This window comes from Cupriavidus sp. 30B13 (assembly GCF_049059565.2).
Classification (GTDB): Bacteria; Pseudomonadota; Gammaproteobacteria; order Burkholderiales; family Burkholderiaceae; genus Cupriavidus.
Window position 1 is genome coordinate 3,125,175 of record NZ_CP188223.1, and the last position, 19,365, is coordinate 3,144,539.

18 protein-coding genes and 1 riboswitch are annotated in these 19,365 nt (G+C 70.0%); all 18 genes read left to right on the forward strand.

Going from position 1 to position 19,365, the window contains the following annotated elements; genetic code table 11:
- Nucleotides 1–131: 131 nt before the first annotated feature.
- A riboswitch (ZMP/ZTP riboswitch) is annotated at nt 132–231 on the forward strand.
- Between the two features lie 117 nt (nt 232–348).
- On the forward strand, nt 349–1,596 hold the full coding sequence (gene glyA, locus ACKI2N_RS14410; RefSeq protein ID WP_420993328.1) for a serine hydroxymethyltransferase: 1,248 nt from the start codon (nt 349–351) through the stop codon (nt 1,594–1,596).
- A 159-nt stretch (nt 1,597–1,755) separates the two neighbouring features.
- A complete protein-coding gene (nrdR, locus tag ACKI2N_RS14415) occupies nt 1,756–2,223 on the forward strand; it encodes a transcriptional regulator NrdR (RefSeq protein ID WP_420993329.1) in 468 nt (155 codons plus the stop codon).
- A gap of 158 nt (nt 2,224–2,381) precedes the next feature.
- Nucleotides 2,382–3,080 (forward strand): GspH/FimT family pseudopilin, encoded by a 699-nt coding sequence (locus ACKI2N_RS14420; RefSeq protein ID WP_420993330.1) that lies wholly within the window; start codon nt 2,382–2,384, stop codon nt 3,078–3,080.
- Nucleotides 3,081–3,084: 4 nt separating this feature from the next.
- The gene (pilV, locus tag ACKI2N_RS14425; protein ID WP_420993331.1) at nt 3,085–3,618 is read left to right on the forward strand and encodes a type IV pilus modification protein PilV; all 534 of its coding nucleotides are present in this window, start codon (nt 3,085–3,087) and stop codon (nt 3,616–3,618) included.
- A complete protein-coding gene (locus ACKI2N_RS14430; RefSeq protein ID WP_420993332.1) occupies nt 3,615–4,469 on the forward strand; it encodes a PilW family protein in 855 nt (284 codons plus the stop codon). The genes pilV and ACKI2N_RS14430 overlap by 4 nt, the downstream gene beginning before the upstream one ends.
- 8 nt (nt 4,470–4,477) lie before the next feature.
- The gene (locus tag ACKI2N_RS14435; RefSeq protein WP_420993333.1) at nt 4,478–5,080 is read left to right on the forward strand and encodes a pilus assembly PilX family protein; all 603 of its coding nucleotides are present in this window, start codon (nt 4,478–4,480) and stop codon (nt 5,078–5,080) included.
- Between the two features lie 58 nt (nt 5,081–5,138).
- Nucleotides 5,139–9,956, forward strand: a complete 4,818-nt coding sequence (locus ACKI2N_RS14440) for a pilus assembly protein (RefSeq protein WP_420993334.1) — start codon at nt 5,139–5,141, stop codon at nt 9,954–9,956.
- Between the two features lie 49 nt (nt 9,957–10,005).
- Nucleotides 10,006–10,455, forward strand: coding sequence for a type IV pilin protein (locus ACKI2N_RS14445; protein ID WP_420993335.1), 450 nt, complete (start codon nt 10,006–10,008; stop codon nt 10,453–10,455).
- Nucleotides 10,456–10,707: 252 nt separating this feature from the next.
- The gene (locus ACKI2N_RS14450) at nt 10,708–11,100 is read left to right on the forward strand and encodes a hypothetical protein (protein ID WP_420993336.1); all 393 of its coding nucleotides are present in this window, start codon (nt 10,708–10,710) and stop codon (nt 11,098–11,100) included.
- Nucleotides 11,097–12,041, forward strand: a complete 945-nt coding sequence (locus tag ACKI2N_RS14455; protein WP_420993337.1) for a PilW family protein — start codon at nt 11,097–11,099, stop codon at nt 12,039–12,041. Before ACKI2N_RS14450 ends, ACKI2N_RS14455 begins: the two co-directional genes overlap by 4 nt.
- Entirely contained in the window at nt 12,035–12,676 is a 642-nt protein-coding gene (locus ACKI2N_RS14460) for a pilus assembly protein (RefSeq protein ID WP_420993338.1), read from the forward strand. The genes ACKI2N_RS14455 and ACKI2N_RS14460 overlap by 7 nt, the downstream gene beginning before the upstream one ends.
- Nucleotides 12,673–14,382, forward strand: coding sequence for a pilus assembly protein PilY (locus tag ACKI2N_RS14465; protein ID WP_420993339.1), 1,710 nt, complete (start codon nt 12,673–12,675; stop codon nt 14,380–14,382). Before ACKI2N_RS14460 ends, ACKI2N_RS14465 begins: the two co-directional genes overlap by 4 nt.
- A 64-nt stretch (nt 14,383–14,446) precedes the next feature.
- Nucleotides 14,447–14,896 (forward strand): type IV pilin protein, encoded by a 450-nt coding sequence (locus ACKI2N_RS14470; protein WP_420993340.1) that lies wholly within the window; start codon nt 14,447–14,449, stop codon nt 14,894–14,896.
- A 3-nt stretch (nt 14,897–14,899) separates the two neighbouring features.
- Nucleotides 14,900–15,463, forward strand: coding sequence for a pilus assembly FimT family protein (locus ACKI2N_RS14475; RefSeq protein ID WP_420993341.1), 564 nt, complete (start codon nt 14,900–14,902; stop codon nt 15,461–15,463).
- A 65-nt stretch (nt 15,464–15,528) separates the two neighbouring features.
- Nucleotides 15,529–16,647 carry a bifunctional diaminohydroxyphosphoribosylaminopyrimidine deaminase/5-amino-6-(5-phosphoribosylamino)uracil reductase RibD gene (ribD, locus tag ACKI2N_RS14480; RefSeq protein ID WP_420993342.1) on the forward strand — a complete coding sequence of 373 codons (1,119 nt, stop codon included), beginning with the start codon at nt 15,529–15,531 and terminating at the stop codon, nt 16,645–16,647.
- A 107-nt stretch (nt 16,648–16,754) separates the two neighbouring features.
- Nucleotides 16,755–17,378: a riboflavin synthase gene (locus tag ACKI2N_RS14485; protein ID WP_420993343.1), complete on the forward strand. Its 624-nt coding sequence runs from the start codon at nt 16,755–16,757 to the stop codon at nt 17,376–17,378.
- A gap of 127 nt (nt 17,379–17,505) precedes the next feature.
- The gene (locus tag ACKI2N_RS14490; protein WP_420993344.1) at nt 17,506–18,000 is read left to right on the forward strand and encodes a hypothetical protein; all 495 of its coding nucleotides are present in this window, start codon (nt 17,506–17,508) and stop codon (nt 17,998–18,000) included.
- A 240-nt stretch (nt 18,001–18,240) separates the two neighbouring features.
- On the forward strand, nt 18,241–19,350 hold the full coding sequence (gene ribBA, locus ACKI2N_RS14495; protein WP_420993345.1) for a bifunctional 3,4-dihydroxy-2-butanone-4-phosphate synthase/GTP cyclohydrolase II: 1,110 nt from the start codon (nt 18,241–18,243) through the stop codon (nt 19,348–19,350).
- Nucleotides 19,351–19,365 lie beyond the last annotated feature (15 nt).

The following is a 19,365-nucleotide window of genomic DNA, read 5'->3' on the forward strand; positions in this document are numbered from 1 at the left end:
CCGGTGTAAACCCTTGTCTGACTTTACAACAATTACATTGTCTGACAGACAAGCCATTGATTTTATGGCGGGCCGGCCGTCTGCACCGTCTTGCAGCAAGCCAGCGCCTCGCGTAAACTGCCGCCAACCATTCCATCTTGCGCGACTGGCGAAGTCAGTGGGTACTACCACGAGGAAGCGCAAGCTCTCTGGCGCGAAGTTCGGCGCCTGCCGCTCGCCTGGGCAGCGAATGGGAAGCAGGGTGCGCCCTGTGCCGGTGCGTTTGCGCCGGCGCCGGTCGCCTGTGCCTTCCCCGCGCGCCCTACCCCGAAGCCATTCGGATCCCAATTTTTCAGACGAGTTTTCGCCATGTTCGAACGCAGCCGCTATACGATCGACCAGATCGACCCCGAGCTTTTTGCCGCCATCCAGAAGGAAGACCAGCGCCAGGAAGAACACATCGAGCTGATCGCCTCGGAAAACTACACCTCGCCGGCCGTGATGGCCGCGCAGGGCTCGCAACTGACCAACAAGTACGCCGAGGGCTATCCCGGCAAGCGCTACTACGGCGGCTGCGAGTATGTCGACATCGTCGAGCAGCTCGCCATCGACCGCGTCAAGCAGCTGTTCGGCGCAGAAGCCGCCAACGTGCAGCCCAACTCCGGCTCGCAGGCCAACCAGGGCGTGTTCTTCGCCGCGCTCAAGCCGGGCGACACCATCATGGGCATGAGCCTGGCCGAAGGCGGCCACCTGACCCACGGCATGGCGCTGAACATGAGCGGCAAGTGGTTCAACGTGGTCAGCTACGGCCTGGACGCCAACGAAGACATCGACTACGACGCGCTGGAAAAGCTGGCCCGCGAAAAGCAGCCCAAGCTGATCATCGCCGGCGCCTCGGCCTTCGCCCTGCGCATCGACTTCGAGCGCATCGCCCGCGTGGCCAAGTCGGTCGGCGCGCTGTTCATGGTCGACATGGCCCACTACGCCGGCCTGATCGCCGCCGGCGAGTACCCCAACCCGGTGCCGCACGCCGACTTCGTCACCACCACCACCCACAAGAGCCTGCGCGGCCCGCGTGGCGGCGTGATCCTGATGAAGGCCGAGCACGAGAAGGCCATCAACTCGGCCATCTTCCCCGGCATCCAGGGCGGCCCGCTGATGCACGTCATCGCCGGCAAGGCCGTGGCCTTCAAGGAAGCGCTCTCGCCGGAGTTCAAGACCTACCAGCAGCAAGTGGTCAAGAACGCCCGCGTGCTGGCCGAGACCCTGATCGAGCGCGGCCTGCGCATCGTCTCCGGCCGCACCGAAAGCCACGTGATGCTGGTCGACCTGCGCGCCAAGAAGATCACCGGCAAGGAAGCCGAGAAGGTGCTGGGCGAGGCCCACATCACGGTCAACAAGAACGCCATCCCCAACGACCCGGAAAAGCCGTTCGTCACCTCGGGCATCCGCCTGGGCTCGCCGGCCATGACCACGCGCGGCTTCAAGGAAGACGAAGCGCGCCTGGTGGCCAACCTGGTGGCCGACGTGCTGGACAACCCGCACGACGCGGCCAACATCGCCAGCGTGCGCGAGCAGGTGGCAGCCCTGACCAAGCGTTTCCCGGTCTACGGCTGACGCACTGCGCCGCCCGCCGCGCGCGGGCGGCCGGCAACCCCGTGCCGCCGCGCGGCACGGGCCTTGCCAACCCGGCCCGGCGTCTCACAGAATGACAAGATGACGAGACGCTGCCCCGCGCAGCCTGCGCCCAGGCTCAAACTTTGAAGGTGGTCAGGCATGAAATGCCCCTTTTGCGCCCATCCCAACACGCAGGTCCTGGACACGCGCATGTCGGAAGAAGGCGATACCGTGCGCCGCCGCCGCCGCTGCGAATCCTGCGACCGCCGCTTCACCACCTATGAGCGGATCGAGCGCTCCTTCCCCGCCATCGTCAAGAAGAACGGCTCGCGCGCCGACTACGTGCGCGACAAGCTGAAGGACTCCATGCGCCTGGCGCTGCGCAAGCGCCCGGTCTCGGCCGAAGCCATCGACGACGCCATTTCCCGCATCGAGGAACGGCTGCTCGGCCTGGGGGAAAAGGAAATCCCCAGCAGCCAGGTGGGCGAACTGGTCATGCGCGAGCTGCGCCGGCTCGACAAGATTGCCTATATCCGCTTCGCCTCCGTGTACCGGAGTTTCGAGGACGTGTCTGAATTCCGCGACATGCTCGACGAGTTTTCCGCGTCTACCCCTCGGAAGGGGTAGCCGAACTCCGAGGAAAGCTGTTTAATCTGCACTACCTTTAATCTGCGCCGGATATCATCTGGCGCGGTGTGGAAGGTACGGTCGACTCGCCCGCAGAGGCGAGGTACGCCAGCTAAGAATAAGAACAGATAAGAACAGTTTTTCGGACGGGAGTCACTATGGGTCAGCCTTCCTGCCAGGCGGCAGCGGGCTTGGCGACGCGTGCGCGCGCCAGGCCATTGTGGGCACCGGGGAAAGCGCCGTGCGGCAAGCGGACGGCGCTGGCCGGCTCACGCCCCTGTTTCCGGGATGCGGCTGCCGCGCCCTCTGCCCTGCGTCATCCGCGCAATCGGCCCGCTCCCTGCCGCCCGGGCGGCTTCACCCTCATCGAACTGATGGTGGCGTTGTCCGTGCTGGCCATCCTGGCGGCGGCGGCCATACCGAACTTCAGCTCCTTTCTTCATCGCAGCCGGATAACGAGCGAGTCGTCCAGGCTGGTCAGCGATATCGAGACCGCGCGCAGCGAGGCGGCACGGCGCAACGCCACCGTCACCATCTGCCCGACCATGGACGGCGCCAGCTGCACGGACGACTGGTCCAGGCGCCGCGTCATCTTCGTGGACGCCGACAACGACGGCCAGATCGGCGCCGGCGAAGAGGTCATCCGCAACAGCGATGCGCCGACCGCCCGGACCGCGATCGTCGCCAGCAACATTCCTTCCGGCACCGTGGTGCGGTTCCGCTCGTTCGGTGCGTCGACGCCGCCCAATGCCGCCTGGCAATTCTGCGAGCACGGCTCGGCAAACGACGGGCTGACGGTGTCGCTGACCGGCACCGGCCGCGCCGGCTCCCGGCAAGCCGCCTGCAGTGCGTCGTGACGCCATGAGCCGGAACGCTTTCCCCGCCGCCATGCGCCCGACGCGCCGCCAGCCCGGCCGGACCCGCGGCTTCACGCTGATCGAGGCGCTGGTCACGCTGGTCATCCTGTCGATCGGCGTGCTGGCCCTGACCGTGCTCCAGATGCACACGCTGATCGACAACCGCACGGCCTCGATGCGCAACATCGCCACCGTGATGGCCTACAACCTCGCCGACCAGATCCGCAGCAACGAGATCGCGACCAAGGCCGGCACGTACAACCTGCCGACGGCGCAGAGCACGCCCGCCTGCTATACGGCGGCGGGCTGCTCGACGGACGCGATGGCCCGCAGCAGCTTCCAGGACTGGACCGAGGACGTCGCCGCCGCGCTGCCGGGGGGCACCGGCACCGTCTGCGTCGACAGCACGCCCAACGACGGCACCGGGCCGGCCGCGCCGGCCTGCGACAACCAGCCCGGCGCGCCCTATGTCATCAAGATCTGGTGGCACGAGGACAAGGGCGCCAGCCAACTCTTCGTCACCGCGCTCGTGCCATGACCCCATCGACCCCGCGCCCGCGCCGCCATCCCCGGCCCGCCAGCACCGGCGGCTTCACGCTGGTGGAGCTGATGGTCGGCCTCGTCATCGCGATGCTGCTGATGATCGCCACCAGTTCGGTCTACCTGGCGCAACGGCGCTCCTACGACACGCAGGGCGACGTGGCCGACATCCAGGCCAACGCGCGCGCCATCGGCCAGCTCCTGCAGCGCGAGGCGCGGCAGGCCGGCTACAGCGACTTCACCTATTACAGCAACGACTTCGGCGCGGCGAATCCGCTCGACGCCACCAACGACGACGGCGTCAACACCAGCGACAGCGTGACGTTCCGCTACTTCGGCTCGTCCAAGGCCGGCGGCGACCCTGCCAAGAGCGCTTCGGAAGCCGGCGCCCCCGTGGCCGACGGCTCGGCGGTGAATTGCCTGGGCGAGAACGTCAACGGCAACTTCGAAACCGTGGAAACCTTCTCCGTGGTCAACGATGCCGCCGGCACGCCGTGGCTGCAATGCACGGTCAACGGCGCCGCCACGCCGCTGTTCTCCGGGGTCGAGTTCTTCCAGGTGCTGCTGGGCGAGGACACCGACGGCGACGAGACCATCAACCGCTACGTCCCGCCCGGCGCCGCGACCATGGGCAACGTGCGGGCCCTGCGCATCTCGATGGTGCTGCGCGGCGCCGCGCGCTCCAACCCCAAGCCGGCCTCGTTCACGCTGAACCACTTCGGCAAGGGCTACGCCGCCGCCGACAACGCGCCGGCCGGCGACGCCGGCAGCGTCGCCGTGCTGCCGGACGACGGCCGCCTGCGCAAGCACATCAGCTTCTACATCGCTGTCCGCAACCGACTGAACTAGGCACCGAGATGCGTCTCCCCACCCCGCTCCGCCGCTCCGCTCCTGCCCCACTGCCAGCACGCCGGGCGCAGCGCGGCATCTCGCTGGTGATGGTGCTGCTGTTTCTCATCATCCTGACGCTGCTCGGCGTGGCAGCCAGCCTGACGAGCCTGTCTTCCGAACGCATGGCCCGCAACTCGCGCGACCAGAACATCGCGCTGCAGGCCGCCGAAGCCGCGCTGCGGGACGCGCGCAACGACATCAGCACGGTGCGCAGCCTGTCCGGGCGCACGGGCGCCTCGCCGACCTGCGACATCCAGGGCTACAAGGGCTTCTGCGTCCCCGCCGACAGCGGCAGCCAGGTCTGGGACCTGTACCTGGAGGACACCAGCCGCTCGGTCGCGCTCGGCGAGATCACCAACCTGAGCGCGAGCCAGAAGATGCCGCTGGCGGCCGACAACAAGTCGGGCGGCGTGTCGCAGCAGCCGCGCTACATCATCGAATCGATCCCGGACATCGCAGAAGGCAGCCTGCGCGCCGGTGCTACGCAATATGTCTTCCGCGTGACCGCGCTTGGCTATGGCGCCAATCCCGCCACCAAGGTCACGGTGCAGGAAGTTGTCCGTTTCTGAGCAGTACCCGCGACCCTTACGTGTCTCCTTACCTGTCACCTTACCTGTCGGGCCCACCATGACCCAGCACATCCTTGGCAGCCTCCTCGGCCGTCCCGTCGGCCGCCTGCAGCGCGTGCTGCTGGCAGTGTCGTTCCTGCTCGCGCTCGCCTCGGCGTCCGCCGCCCAGCTGAACCTGGCCGCGCGCCCGCTCTATGCCGGCGGCAACGTCCCGCCGATGGTGATGATCGACCTGTCCAAGGACCATTCGCTGCACCAGAAGGCGTACAACGACTACACCGACCTGAACAACGACGGCGCGCTCGACACCACGTACAACAACGCCATCGACTACGCGGGGTACTTCGACTCGTACAAGTGCTACGGCTACGACAACAGCACGATCAAGGGCTTCGTGCCCAGCGCCGTCACCACCACCAAGTACTGCGACGGCACCACCTGGAGCGGCAATTTCCTGAACTGGGCCACCATGAGCCGGATCGACGAGGTGCGCAAGATCCTCTATGGCGGCACGCGCTCGACCGACACCGCCAGCGCCACCGTGCTCGAACGCGCCTTCCTGCCGATGGACGCGCACGCCTGGGCCAAGTACTACAACAACGACGCCGACATCCGGAAGCTGGTGCCGTTCAGCGACGTGGAACTGATGTCCGACATCGGCACCGTGACGTCGGGAAGCAACATCCAGATGCGGGCCAACGTCATCACCGTCAGCCTGAACTCCAACACCGGCATACAGAAGGGCGACCAGCTCCAGTTCACGGCGAAGGACTCCGGGGCCCAGGCCAACACCACGCTGACCGGCTGGGTGACCGCCACCAGCGGCAGCCAGCAGGTCAGCGTGGCCATCTACCCGGACGGCGTGTCCGATCCCAAGGGCACCGGCGCCACCTATTCGTCGTGGTCGGTCAAGAACCTGACCCGCGGCGGCCTGACCATCTGCAACGTCACGCCCGGATCCGGCAGCACCAACTCGCAGACCAACACGCAGGCGCCGGTGCTGCGCGTGGTCAAGGGCAACTATGCCACGTGGGGCGCCAGCGAGAAGTACCAGTGCAACTGGTTCAGCGAGGCCAGCAACACGCAGGGATCGTTCCTGCCGTCGATCAAGGTCGGCAACAACAACGTCTCCGTCACCGGCTCCTCCAACGGCAACCGGGCCGCGGTCTCGGGCATCAACTCGTCCGCCGAGAATCCCGATCAAACGGCGCGCGGCCTCGGCTCCGGCCAGGCCACCGGCACCTTCAACGCGCGCGTGCAGGTCTGCGTGGCGGGCCTGATCGGCACCGAGAACTGCAAGCAGTACGGCACCACCTACAAGCCCTACGGGCTGCTGCAGAAGTACGGCGAGACCGGGCAGATGCTGTTCGGCCTGATGACCGGCACCTACGACAAGAACATCTCGGGCGGCGTGCTGCGCCGGAACGTGACCAATTTCGCGCAGGAGATCAACCCGGACAACGGCACCTTCCTGTTCTCCGGCAACAACGCCGTCAAGGGCATCGTCTGGAACATCGACCACCTGCGCCCGTACGGGTACAACTACGGCGACGGCAGCTACGTCAACGCGGACAAGTGCAACTACCAGCAGACCGGCATCGTCTCGAGCGGCGGCAGCACCTCGCAGAACCAGCCTGCCAATGAAGGCAACTGCTCCACCTGGGGCAACCCGATCTCCGAGATCTATCTCGAAACGTTGCGCTACTTCGCGGGCAAGTCGCCGGACAGCCGCTTTGCCGCCAGCGGCAATGGCAAGGACGCCACGCTCAACCTCACCAATCCGGGCTGGGCGAACCCGCTCGACCTGCCCGCCACCAACCCCGGCAAGGCGCCCTACTGCTCGCCGCTGAACGCGCTCGTGTTCAACTCCAGCGTCACCTCCTACGACGGCGACCAGCTCGACAAGTTCTCCGACCTCAACACCACCGGCAGCGTCAGCCCCTGGACCGACAAGGTGGGCGCCGGCGAAGGCGTCGACGGCACTGCGACATGGTTCGCCGGCGGCGTGGGCTCGGTGATCGACAACATGTGCTCGGCCAAGGCGGTCTCCAAGTTCAGCGACGTGCTCGGCATCTGCCCCGAAGGCCCGTCGCAGAAAGGCACGTTCCAGATCGCCGGCGCCGCGCTGTTCGCCCACATGAACCGGATCCGCGACGGAAAGGCGCTGGGCGTGCCGGACGGCGACCAGAAATCGCTGAAGGTCTCGACCTACGCGGTGCAGCTTGCCACCACCACGCCCAAGATCAGCGTCAACGTGAACGGCAAGACGGTCACCATCATGCCGTCCTACCAGTTGCACCCGAGCGGCGTCACGCCCAGCAACGGCACGCTGGTGGACTTCAAGGTCATCTACCAGACCGCCACCAGCGGCAAGTTCTACGTCAACTGGGAAGACTCCATCGCGGGCGGCGACTACGACCAGGACGTGTGGGGCACGCTGACCTACAGCGTCAGCGGCGACACCATCAAGATCTCGACCAAGGTGGTCTCCGCGTCCACCTCCAACGGGCAGGGCTTCGGCTACGCGGTCTCCGGCACCAACAAGGACGGCACGCACTTCCACTCCGGCATCCTGGGCTTCAGCTACACCGATCCGGCCAACGTCACGGTGACGCCGTCCGGCTCGCAGCTCAACGCCAGCGGCGGCTGCAGCAACTGCGTGCTGGGCGACCCGGAAACCAGCGTCACCTACACCGCCAACGGCAAGAGCGGCTCGCAGTTCCTGGACCCGCTGTACTACGCGGCGAAGTGGGGCGGCTTCAAGGACCTGAACGGCTCGAACACGCCGGACCAGGTCTCCGAGTGGGACGTGCGGCTGTCCGACGGCAGCGGCGGTGCCGACGGCCTGCCCGACAACTACTTCTACGCCACCAACCCGGGCGCGCTCTCGGCGGCGCTGGAGCGCGCGTTCCTGTCCATCCTCCAGACCTCGTCGGCCGCGTCGGTGGCGACCAACTCGTCGTCGCTGACCACGGGCTCGCGCATCTACCAGGCCCGCTTCAACGGCACCGACTGGTCCGGCCAGCTGCTGGCCTACGCGGTCGACCTGAATGGCGTGCTGCAGAATCCCGCGCTGTGGGACGCGGGGCTGCTGCTCAAGGGCGCCGTCGCCAACAACCGCAAGATCCTGTCCTACGACAGCGCGGCCGGCAGCGGCATCCCGTTCCGCTGGGGCAATCTGCCTTCGGCATACCAGACCGCGCTCAACCTCACCGACGCCCAGGGCCAGGCGCGCCTGAACTGGCTGCGCGGCGACCAGAGCAACGAAGGCGACGCCCAGGGCAAGTTCCGCGTGCGGCCCAACACGCTGCTGGGCGACATCGTCAACTCCAGCCCGCAGTATGTCGGCGCGCCCAATGCCGGCCTGGCCGACATCGGCTACGCGGCCTTCGTCGCCAACAAGCGCAACCGCAAGCCGATGCTGTACGTCGGCGCCAACGACGGCATGCTGCACGCCTTCTCCGCCAACCCCAGCACGGACGCCGGCTCCGACGCCGGCAAGGAACTGTTCGCCTACGTGCCGTCGCCGCTGTACGGCACGCTGGCCAAACTGACCGATACCGGCTACACCCACGCCTACTACGTCGACGGCACCCCCGCCGCCGGCGACGCGCTGGTCAACAACAGCTGGAAGACAGTGCTGGTGGGCGGCCTGGGCGCGGGCGGCAAGGGCATCTACGCGCTGGACGTGACCGATCCCGAAGCGATCGCCGAAGGCACGGCGGCCAGCACCGTGCTGTGGGAGTTCACCAGCAACAGCGACGCCGACCTCGGCTACACATTCGGCCAGCCCGCCATCGTCAAGCTGGCCAACGGCAAGTGGGCGGCAGTGTTCGGCAACGGCTTCAACAGCACCGCCGGCAAGGGGCACATCTACATCGTGTTCCTGGACCGCCCGGCCGGCTCCAAAAGCTGGGTGCAGGGCACCGACTACCTGAAGCTGTCGGTCGACGACGGCACCGCCACCGCGGCCAACGGCATCGCGCAGGTCTTCCCGGCCGACGTCAACGGCGACGGCATCACGGACATCCTCTATGCCGGCGACCTGCTCGGCAACCTGTGGAAGTTCGACCTGCGCAAGGCCGGCGGTCCGGCCGCCTGGGCCCAGGACAGCTCCCGCTCGCTGCTGTTCGTGGCCACCGACGACGGCGGCAAGCGCCAGCCGATCACCTCGTCGGTGGACGTGATGCGCAATCCGGCCGGCGGCTACATGGTGCTGTTCGGCACCGGCCGCTACGTGGACACCAGCGACCCGGCCGACATGAGCCTGCAGAGCTTCTACGGCATCTGGGACCGCGACAGCGCGAGCCCCGCCACCGTGTCGCGCACCAACCTGGTCGCGCAGGCCATCACCCAGGAGATCTCGCTCAACGGCTATGCGTACCGGCTCGTCAGCCAGAATTCCGTGACGTACTCCCCGTCGGGCGCGACCAGCGGCTGGTACCTGAACCTGCTCTCCCCGGCGCTGCCCGCCCAGGGCGAGCGCGTGGTCTACAACCCGCAGATCCGCGGCAACCGCATCGTGTTCTCCACGCTGATCCCGTCCGGCGACCTGTGCGCCAACGGCGGCACGAGCTGGCTGATGGAACTCAGCGCGATATCCGGCGGCCGGCTTCCCGTCTCGCCGTTCGACGTCAACAACGATGGCTACTTCGACCCGCGCGACATGGTGAACGGCAGCGCCGGCAACGGCGGCCAGCAATACGTCGGCGGGCGCCAGTCCACCGTCGGCGTCACGCCCACGCCGACCGTGACCCGATGCGGACAGAACAAGGAATGCAAGTTCCTGACCGGCACCAGCGGCAACCAGGAAACGGTGTCCGAAAGCGCGGGCAGCCCCACCGGCCGCCTGACGTGGCGCGAAATCCTGCATTGACGCGCAGCATGGCAATACGAGCACCAGGAGCAACAGGAGCAACAAGCACATGACCCACTCGACCCTGCCGCGGCGGCGCCATGGCTTCACGCTGATAGAGCTGATGGCGACGGTGGCCATCGTCGGCATCCTGGCCGCGGTCGCCATCCCCAACTACTCGCAATACGTGCTGCGCGCGCGGCGCACCGAGGGCAAGGCCGCGCTGCTGCGGGTACAGGGCGCGCTGGAGCGGTACTTCACCGTCAACAACGCGTACACCACCGATCCGGCCGCATTGCAGTTGCCGACCTGCCCCGGCACCAGCACCGTACTGTCCGGCGACAGCTGCGGATCCAGCGCCTACCTCATCTCGATCGCCGCGGGCGGAGCGGGCATCGGCAGCTCCTACGCGCTGACCGCGAACGCGGTGAAGGCCGACGCGGCATGCGGCCAGATGACGATCGACTCTCTCAACAACAAGTCGCCCGCCAGCACGGGGAGCACGCAGGACTGCTGGTAGGACGGCGTCCCGTCCGGATGGAGCGAAGTACGCCGGCGGCGGTACACGGGTATCGGTTCGGCACCGGCGCGTCGGGCGCGGCCGGCGTGGATCGGCGATTTTGAGAATTCTCCACCGCCGGTCTCCACAATCTGGAACATTTCCGGCCCCGCGGCGCGGCTATCGTCAGGCAATCCCCTGCCACGCGAGATTGCCATGCCGCCGCGACCAGGCCGTTCAGGCCGCCAAGCCCACCGCCCGCCTCCGCGCGCCATGCGCCGCGGCTACCTCCTGATCGAAGCCCTCGCCGCGCTCGCGGTGCTGGGCATCGGGCTCCTTCCGCTCGCCGCGCTCGCACCCCTGGCGCTGGGGACCGTGCGCCACTACGAAGCGCTGGGCCATGCCACGCGCGCGGGCGCCGAGCTGGCGGAACTGGAGGCGCCGGGACAAGTGCTGGCCCTGCAGCAGGCGCGCGCCGACGCGGGGCGGCTACACCTGCGCCTGTGCGATTCGCTCGCTTCCGCGGCCGGCGAAGACGGCGCGCCGGCCTGCGTGGGGGGCCCGAGGCTGGCGGTGGCCGGCCCGCTGCCCGCCTGGCCCGGGCGCGCCGGCGACGCTGGCGGCAGCGCCGCCCTGCGCACCATTGCCCTGTGGATCCGGCCATGAGAAGCGCGGGTAGCGGTACTGCCCGGCGCCGGCGCGGGCAAGGCTTCACGCTGGTCGAGCTGATGACCGGCCTCGTGCTGGGCCTGCTCGTGAGCGCGCTGGCGGCTTCGTCCTTTCATGCGGTCCACGCCGCCTACCGCACCGCCGTCGATCTTGTGCTGCTGGAGGAGCGGGGGCAGCACGCGCTCGCGGTGGTCACGCGGCTGATCCGCCATGGCGGCTGGCTGCCGGCCGCGGCGGCCATGCCGGCGCAGGCGCCGCCCGCCGTATCGGGCCGCGACGACTGCGGGCAGCCGGGCATCGGCGCGGCCCCGACCTGCGCGCGCCGCGGCGTCAACGGCAGCGATGCGCTGCTGGTGCGCTTCAGCGGCAGCGGGCGCGAGCAGCAGCCCGCGCTGCCGGACCGGACCATGGTGGACTGCAGCGGCTATGCGCTGGCAGCGCAAGGCGCGGGCGATGCCGGCGCCGGGGCGGACACGCCGTATGCGGGCACCAACTTGCTCTACGTGGCCAGCGGCGCCGACGGCGAGCCGCAGTTGCTGTGCCGCTATGCCAGCCGGCGCGACGGACAGGCGCAGGCAGGAAGCTGGACCTCCGGCACGCTGGTGCGGGGCGTGGAGACGATGCAGTTGCGCTACGGCATCGACACCACCGGCGACGGCAGGCCCGACACGTTCCTGCCCGCCGACGAGATAAACCGGCGCGGGATGCCGGCATGGCACGGCGTGCTGGCCGTGCAGGTGGCGCTGGTCCTGCGCGGCGAACGCCCCTTGCCGCAGCGCGCGCCGGTGCCGGGCCTCGTGCTGTTCCCGCCCGCGTCTCCCGCGCAGGACGGCGGCGAGATATTCGAACCCACGGAGCGGCCTGCGCTACCGCGCCGCGTGTTCGCCGCCTCGGTGCGGCTGCGCAATCCGGCGCCCTGCACGGAGACGCTATGCTGACAGCCTCCCCGCTCTCTCCACTCTCCCCGCTCTGCGCGCGTCAGCGCGCGGCGGGCAGCACGACGCTGCTGCTGGTCGGCACGATGCTGCTGCTGGTTGCCGCCACCACCGCGGCCGGCTTCCATTTCCTGCTCTCGGCACGGCAGATCGGGGCTTACCAGCTCGAGCGCGAGATCGCCTTTCGCGCGGCGGAGGCGGCATTGCTGGACGCCGAAGCCGACCTGCTGCTGGCGCTGCGCGCCGGCGCCACGGGAGCCGACGCGCGCCTTGCCGCGTGGCCGCCGCCCGGGCGCTGCGCCGACGGCGCGCAGCGGGGGCTTTGCCGGCCGGCGCCGGGCGTGCCGCCGGTGTGGAACGACTGGCTCGATGCGCGCGGGTCCGAGGCGGATACCGGCATCGTCGTCGGGACATTCACGGGCGCCGCCCTGCCGGTGCTTCCGGCCGGCGTCGCCGGCACGGCGGCCTTGCCGCGCTACGTGGTCGAACTGCGGCATGAACGCCCGCCCGGGGAATGGCTGACGCCCGTCTACGGCGGCGCGGGCAAGGACACCTCGCCCCGCTTTCGCATCACCGCGCTGGGCACCGGACGCGACCGCGCGGTGCGCGCGCTGCTGCAGACCGAGTTCCAGCCATGAGGCGCCCTGTCCTGCACGGCCACCTGCTGGCCGGCCTCTTCGCCAGCCTGCTGTCGGGCCCGCTTTGCGCCGGCGGCGCCGACGGCACCGGCGCGCCCCCGCAGGCACTCACTTACGTGGCGCAGCCGGGCCGGCAACCCGGCACCGGCAGGCTGCTCGCACTTGCCTTGCCGGCCACCGCGCCGGCGCAAGCCACGCTGCTGCCGGCCCCGATCTGGGAAGCCGGCGCCCGCCTCGCCGTGCGCGACCCCGATTCGCGCACGCTGCTCGCGGCACGCGCCGGCACCGACGAGCCCCTGGCCACGCGCCTGGCGCGGCTGCGCCGCGCGCCGCTCGCGCGCAGCCCCGCCGGCGCCGCGCCCGTCCTCGTGCCGCCGCCGGCGTGGATGCCCGGGCGGCCCGGCCATGCCGGCTTCGCGCTGAAGCATGCGGCGCGCCCCTCCCTCGTCTGGCTGGGCACGCTCGACGGCCTGCTGCACGCGTTCCACGCGAGCACCGGCGAGGAAGTGCTGGCTTACCTGCCGGGCATTGCGCCGCGCCAGGCCGCGGCCCGGCCGGGCGACCGCCAGCTGGCCGGACCGGCCGTGCAGGCGGTGCCCGTCAGCGGGCCCGCCAGCCCTCCCTGCCCGTATCCCGAAGCGGCCGACGTGCGGCTCGAAGCGGGACGCTGGCGCACGGTTCTGCTATGCGGCGTGGCAGCGGGGCCAGGGAGCCCAGAGGCGAAATCCCCGGCTGCCGTGTTCGCCCTCGACATCACGGATACGGCGGCGGAACCGCCGCCCGGGCCGCTATGGGAAACCGCCGCCTCCGCCGAGATCCCGCTCGCGCCTTCGGGACCGGTCCGTGCGCTGGCCTTGCCCGCGCCGCACGGACAGCGCTGGTATGCGCTGGTGCCGCTGGCCGCGCAAGGCCTTGCCCTGCTGCCGCTGGACAAACCCGCCGACGCGCCGTGGCGCGGGCAGTACGCCGCGCAGCGCCTGCGCTTGCCCGCGGCCGGCTGCGGGGGCGATGCCACCGGCACGGCGCTGCTCGCCGCGACCGTGCTGTCCGACGCGGCCGGCCTCGCCGTGGCGGCCTATGCGGTGGACGACGCGGGCCGGCTCTGGTGCTTCGATCTGCGCGGCGCGGCGCCGTGGCGCGCGGATGGCCAATGCCTGCATGGCCCCGGCACGGCCTCCGGGCAGTCCGGCATGGCGGCCATTCCCGCCGCGCCGGAGATATTCAGCGCGGCAGGCGGCCACCTGGTGGTCTACGGCAACGGCCGCGAGGTGGCCGCCGTGCCCGGCCTCGCCGCCCCGGCGAAGGCGCGGCTCCCGGCCGGCTGGCGCCTGCCGCTTCATGATCCGGGCGAGCGGCTCGAACGGATCCTTCCGGCCGACCCGGGCCACCTGGCGCTGGTCACGCGCACGCCGGATGCACGCCGGCGGGCCTACCTGATCCGCGCGGCGGACGGCGCCCCGGCCTCCGCCGTCAAATCCCCGGGACATCCGCCGGCCGCGGTCGGCGCGGGGACCGGCATCGTCCTTGCCCGCGCGCCGCTCGCTTCCGGGCCGTTACCGCGCCCCGGCCTCGCCACGCGCGAGACCGTGGCGCTGACGCTCTGGTCCGTCGAAGCCGGCCGCGCCACGCCGCTCGACGGCACCGTGGCCAGCCGCCGTACCGGCCGCCTGCGCTGGCGGGAACTGATCCGCGCGGGCGTGCCCTGAGACAGCGCGCCGCGCCCGCTTCCGACCATCGCCCGCCGCGCCGGGCAGCACCTGGAGACCGCCCATGACATGCCGGCCACATCCTTCCGGCTTCACCCTGCTCGAATTGCTGGTGACCCTGACCGTCGCCGCCATCCTCGCCGCCATGGTCGTCCCGGCCTGGCACCGGCATGTCGAGCGCGGCTGGCGCGCCGAAGCGCGCAGCGCCCTGATCGGCGGCATGCTGGAACTGGAGCGCCACGCGCTGGCCGCCATGACCTTTGCGGCAGAGCCCGGCGGCGGGCTGGTGGCCGGCCAGTGGCCGCGCCCGGTGCCGGCGCCGCCGGTGCGCACGCGCCACCTGATCAGCGCCGGCGCATGCCCTGGCGCCGGGCTGGAGCACTGCGTCGAACTGCGCGCCGTGCCGCAGCGGCCCGATGCGCCGTGCGGCACGCTGATCCTGCGCAGCACCGGGGAATGGCTCGCGCAACCCCCGTTCGCCGCGACGCCGGTGCCGCTGCCGGCGGCCTGCTGAACGATGGCACCGTACCGGCCGCGGCGCGCATGGCGCGGCGCCACGCTGGCCGAGCTGCTGACCTGCCTGGCCGTGCTGGCCATCCTGGCGGCAGCGGCCTGGCCGTCCTGGCAGCGGCTGCTGGCCCGGCATCAGGTCGAACTAGCGACCGACCGGCTGGCCGGCTCGCTCGCGCTGGCGCGCGCCACCGCCGTGGCCCGGCGCGAGGACGTCATCCTGTCGCCGTTGCCGGGCGGCGCCGCGCTGGACCGCGGCTGGCGCCTGAGCCTGGCATCGGCGCAGGCCCCGGCGGGCGGGCACGCCGGCCATGCCTTCGCCGTGGTGGAGATGCGCGACGCCTGCCTGCGCATCGGGCTGCGCTCCACCGCGCCAGGCAACCATACGCTGCGCATGACAGCTGTGGGATACTCTCGCTCAGAGCAAGGCGGTTTCCTTGCCGCCACCTTCGCCGTGACCTGCCGTGGCGAACAACGGCTGCTGAAGCTCGGCGCGCACGGCCGCGTCCGCATCTGCACGCCGGGGCAGGACGCCGACTGCGACGGCCCGCCCCAGGCCGAACCGCCATGAGCTCCGGAACCCGTTACCGATTCCCACCCAACGCGCCGCGCGCGGCAAGACATCCACCCAGCCTCATGTTCTCAGATACCGACCACGCAGCCATGGCACAGGCTCTCGCGCTAGCCGCGCGAGGCATGTACACCACCACGCCCAATCCGCGCGTCGGCTGCGTCCTGTCGAAGGACGGCAAGGTCATCGGCCAGGGCTTCACCCAGCCCGCCGGGCAGGACCACGCGGAAATCCAGGCGCTCAAGGACGCGGCGGCGCACGGCCACGATCCGGCCGGCGCGACCGCCTATGTCACGCTCGAGCCATGCAGCCACTTCGGCCGCACGCCGCCATGCGCGGATGCGCTGGTGCGCGCCGGCATCGCGCGCGTGGTCGCCGCCATGGAAGACCCCAACCCCGCGGTGTCCGGGCGCGGCCTGCAGCGCCTGCGCGAAGCCGGCATCGACGTGCGCTGCGGCCTGCTGGAGAAGGAAGCGCGCGAACTCAATATCGGCTTTGTCTCGCGCATGACGCGCGGCCTGCCATGGGTGCGCGTCAAGGTGGCGGCCTCGCTCGACGGCGGCACCGCGCTGCACGACGGCACCAGCCAGTGGATCACCGGGCAGGCGGCGCGCGACGATGGCCATGCCTGGCGCGCGCGCGCCAGCGCCATCCTCACCGGCATCGGCACGGTGCGCGACGACAATCCGCAACTGAACGTGCGCGCCGTCGAGACGCCGCGCCAGCCGCAGCGCGTGGTGGTGGACTCGCGGCTTGAAATCCCGCTGGATGCGCGCCTGCTGATCCCGGACACCGGCGATTTCGCCAAGCCGGTGCTGGTGTTCTGCGCCTTCGACGACGCCGCCCGCCGGCGCGCGCTGGAAGCCCGCGGCGCCGAGGTGGTGCTGCTGCCCAACCCGCACGGCAAGGTGGAGCTGCGCCGCATGCTGGAGGAACTGGGCCGGCGCGGCATCAACGAGCTGCACGTGGAGGCCGGCTTCAAGCTCAACGGCTCGCTGATCCGCGAACACTGCGTCGACGAGCTGCTGGTCTACCTCGCGCCCAAGCTGCTGGGCGATGCGCAAGGCATGTTCAACCTGCCGCCGCTGGCGCGCCTGCAGGATGCCGCCGCCTTCCGCTGGCACGACGTGCGCATGGTCGGCGAAGACCTGCGCCTGATCGCCCGCCGCGCCGACCATCCGTAGCGGCCAGCGCCGGCCTGCATGGCAGGCATGGGTGGACGGGAGCGGGAACACGCATCGGCCGCGCACCTGCTAGCATGCGTGTTTTCCCATCGCCTCTCCCACCGACCATGTTTACTGGCATTGTCGCGGCCGTCGGCCGCATCGAAACCGTTTCCCCGCTGGCCGCCGGCGCAGCCGCCGGGGTGCGTCTGCGGGTGCGCGCCGCCGGGCTGGACCTGTCCGACGTCGTCCTCGGCGACAGCATCGCCATCCAGGGCGCCTGCATGACGGTGATCGCACTGGAAGGCGACGCCTTCGACGTGGATGTGTCGCGCGAATCGCTCGACAAGACCGCCGGCCTGGACCGCCCGGGCCGCGTCAACCTGGAAAAGGCGCTGCGCCTGGCCGACCGCCTCGGCGGCCACCTGGTGTCCGGCCACGTCGACGGCCTCGGCGAAGTCACCCACTTCGCCCCGGTGGGCGAGTCCCACGAACTGCGCATCCGCGCCCCGCGCGAACTGGGCCGCTACCTGGCCTACAAGGGTTCGGTGGTGGTCAACGGCGTCTCGCTGACGGTCAACAAGGTCAGCGACGACGAGCAGGGCTGCACTTTCTCCATCAACCTGATCCCGCACACCATCGAGGTCACCACGCTGCAGGACCTCAAGGCCGGCGCGCGCGTGAACCTGGAGATCGACCTGATCGCGCGCTACGTGGAGCGGATGATGAGCGCGCCCAGGGACGCCGCGTAGCCGTCCCGCCGGCGCCCTTCGCCCACCGCGGGGGCGCCATCATTTTCGGCTCATTTTCCCTTTCTACGATGGTTTCCATCGCGGCAGCGCACCGGCTTCCGCAACAACCAGCCACGAGGAAGAGATCATGACGCCCACCCAACTCCTGATTATCGTTGCACTGTGCTGCTATGCGGTGTATCGCCAGACCGTCCGCTGCCAGGTGGACGGGAAGACACGTTTCAAGCTCGCCATCATCTATGCCGTCGTCGGCTTCATGGCCGGCGGCTTCCACGCGCCGGCGTCGCCGGCCGCCTGGGCCCTGCTGCTGGGCGGCCTGGCACTGAGCGCCGTGGTCGGTTATGCGCGTGGCCGGCTGACCACGCTGTGGGTAGAGCAAGACGTGGTCTACTCGCAAGGCACGCGGCTCACGATCGCGCTGTTCCTGGGCCTGGTCATCGTGAAGTTCGCGCTCGGCGCGGTCGCGTTCATGGCCGGCGGCGCCGTGGCCTCCCACGGCGGCTTTGGCGAAGTGATGGTGCTGATTGCCGTCATGGTCGCCTTCCAGGCCGAGATCGTCTGGCAACGGGCGCAGAAGCTGCTTGGCGCCGAGGCCGGCGCGCCGGCCACGCAGAGCGCCTGAAAGCCCGCCGCCGGCGCCTGGCGCACCGGCGGCCGGCCCGGAAATCGCCGCCGCGCGCCTTGGGGCGCGCGGTTGACGTACAATATCGGGCCAGACCGCTGCCGCGGCCCGCCGGTTTTCCTCCCGGAAGCCAGCCCGTGGCGCGTCGGCCGGCCGGCACCGGCCTTCCCCGCCCGAATCCCGAAAGCACTCGCGCACCCGCACTCCGCCCCAACCCCTGCCCGCTTCCAGCCCGTACCCATGACAATCGCCCGTACCGAAGAAATCATTGCCGAAATCCGTGCCGGTCGCATGGTCATCCTGGTCGACGAAGAAGACCGCGAGAATGAAGGCGACCTGGTGCTGGCTGCCGATTTCGTCACACCGGAAGCCATCAACTTCATGGCCAAGTACGGGCGCGGCCTGATCTGCCTGACGCTGACCGCTGAGCGCTGCCGCCAGCTGGACCTGCAGCCCATGGTCAGCCGCAACGGCACCGTGCACGGCACCAACTTCACGGTGTCGATCGAGGCGGCCGAGGGCGTGACCACCGGCATCTCCGCGGCCGACCGCGCGCGCACCGTGCAGGCCGCGGTGGCCAAGGATGCGCGCCCGGCCGATCTGGTGCAGCCGGGCCACATCTTCCCGCTCACGGCGCAGCCCGGCGGCGTGCTGATCCGCGCCGGCCACACCGAGGCCGGCTGCGACCTGGGCGCGCTGGCGGGCCTGACGCCGGCCGCCGTGATCTGCGAGATCATGAAGGACGACGGCACCATGGCGCGCCTGCCCGACCTGATCGAGTTCGCCCGCGAGCATCACATCAAGATCGGCACCATTGCCGACCTGATCCATTACCGCAGCCGCACCGAGAGCATCGTCGAGCGTGCCGGCGAGCGCAGCATGCAGACGCCCTACGGCACCTTCCACAGCATCATCTACCGCGACAAGCCGAGCGGCCGCGCCCACCTCGCGCTGGTCAAGGGCACGCCGCAGCCGGACCGCGAGACGCTGGTGCGCGTGCACGAGCCGCTGTCCACGCTGGACCTGCTGGAAGTGTCGCGCACCACGCATTCGTGGAGCGTGCCCGCCGCGCTCGAAGCCATTGCCGAAGCCGAGCACGGCGTGATGGTGCTGCTGAACTGCGGCGACTGCTCCGAGCAGCTGTTCGCGCAGTTCTGCGCGCTGGACGCGCCGCAGGACCGCCCGCGCCACAAGCCGGACCTGCGCACCTACGGCACCGGCGCGCAGATCCTCAAGGATGTCGGCGTGGGCAAGATGCGCGTGCTGGCTTCGCCGCTGAAGATGCCGAGCATGACCGGCTACGACCTGGAAGTGACCGGCTACCAGCCCATGCGCGGCCAGGCAGACTGATACACCGACCCCCGA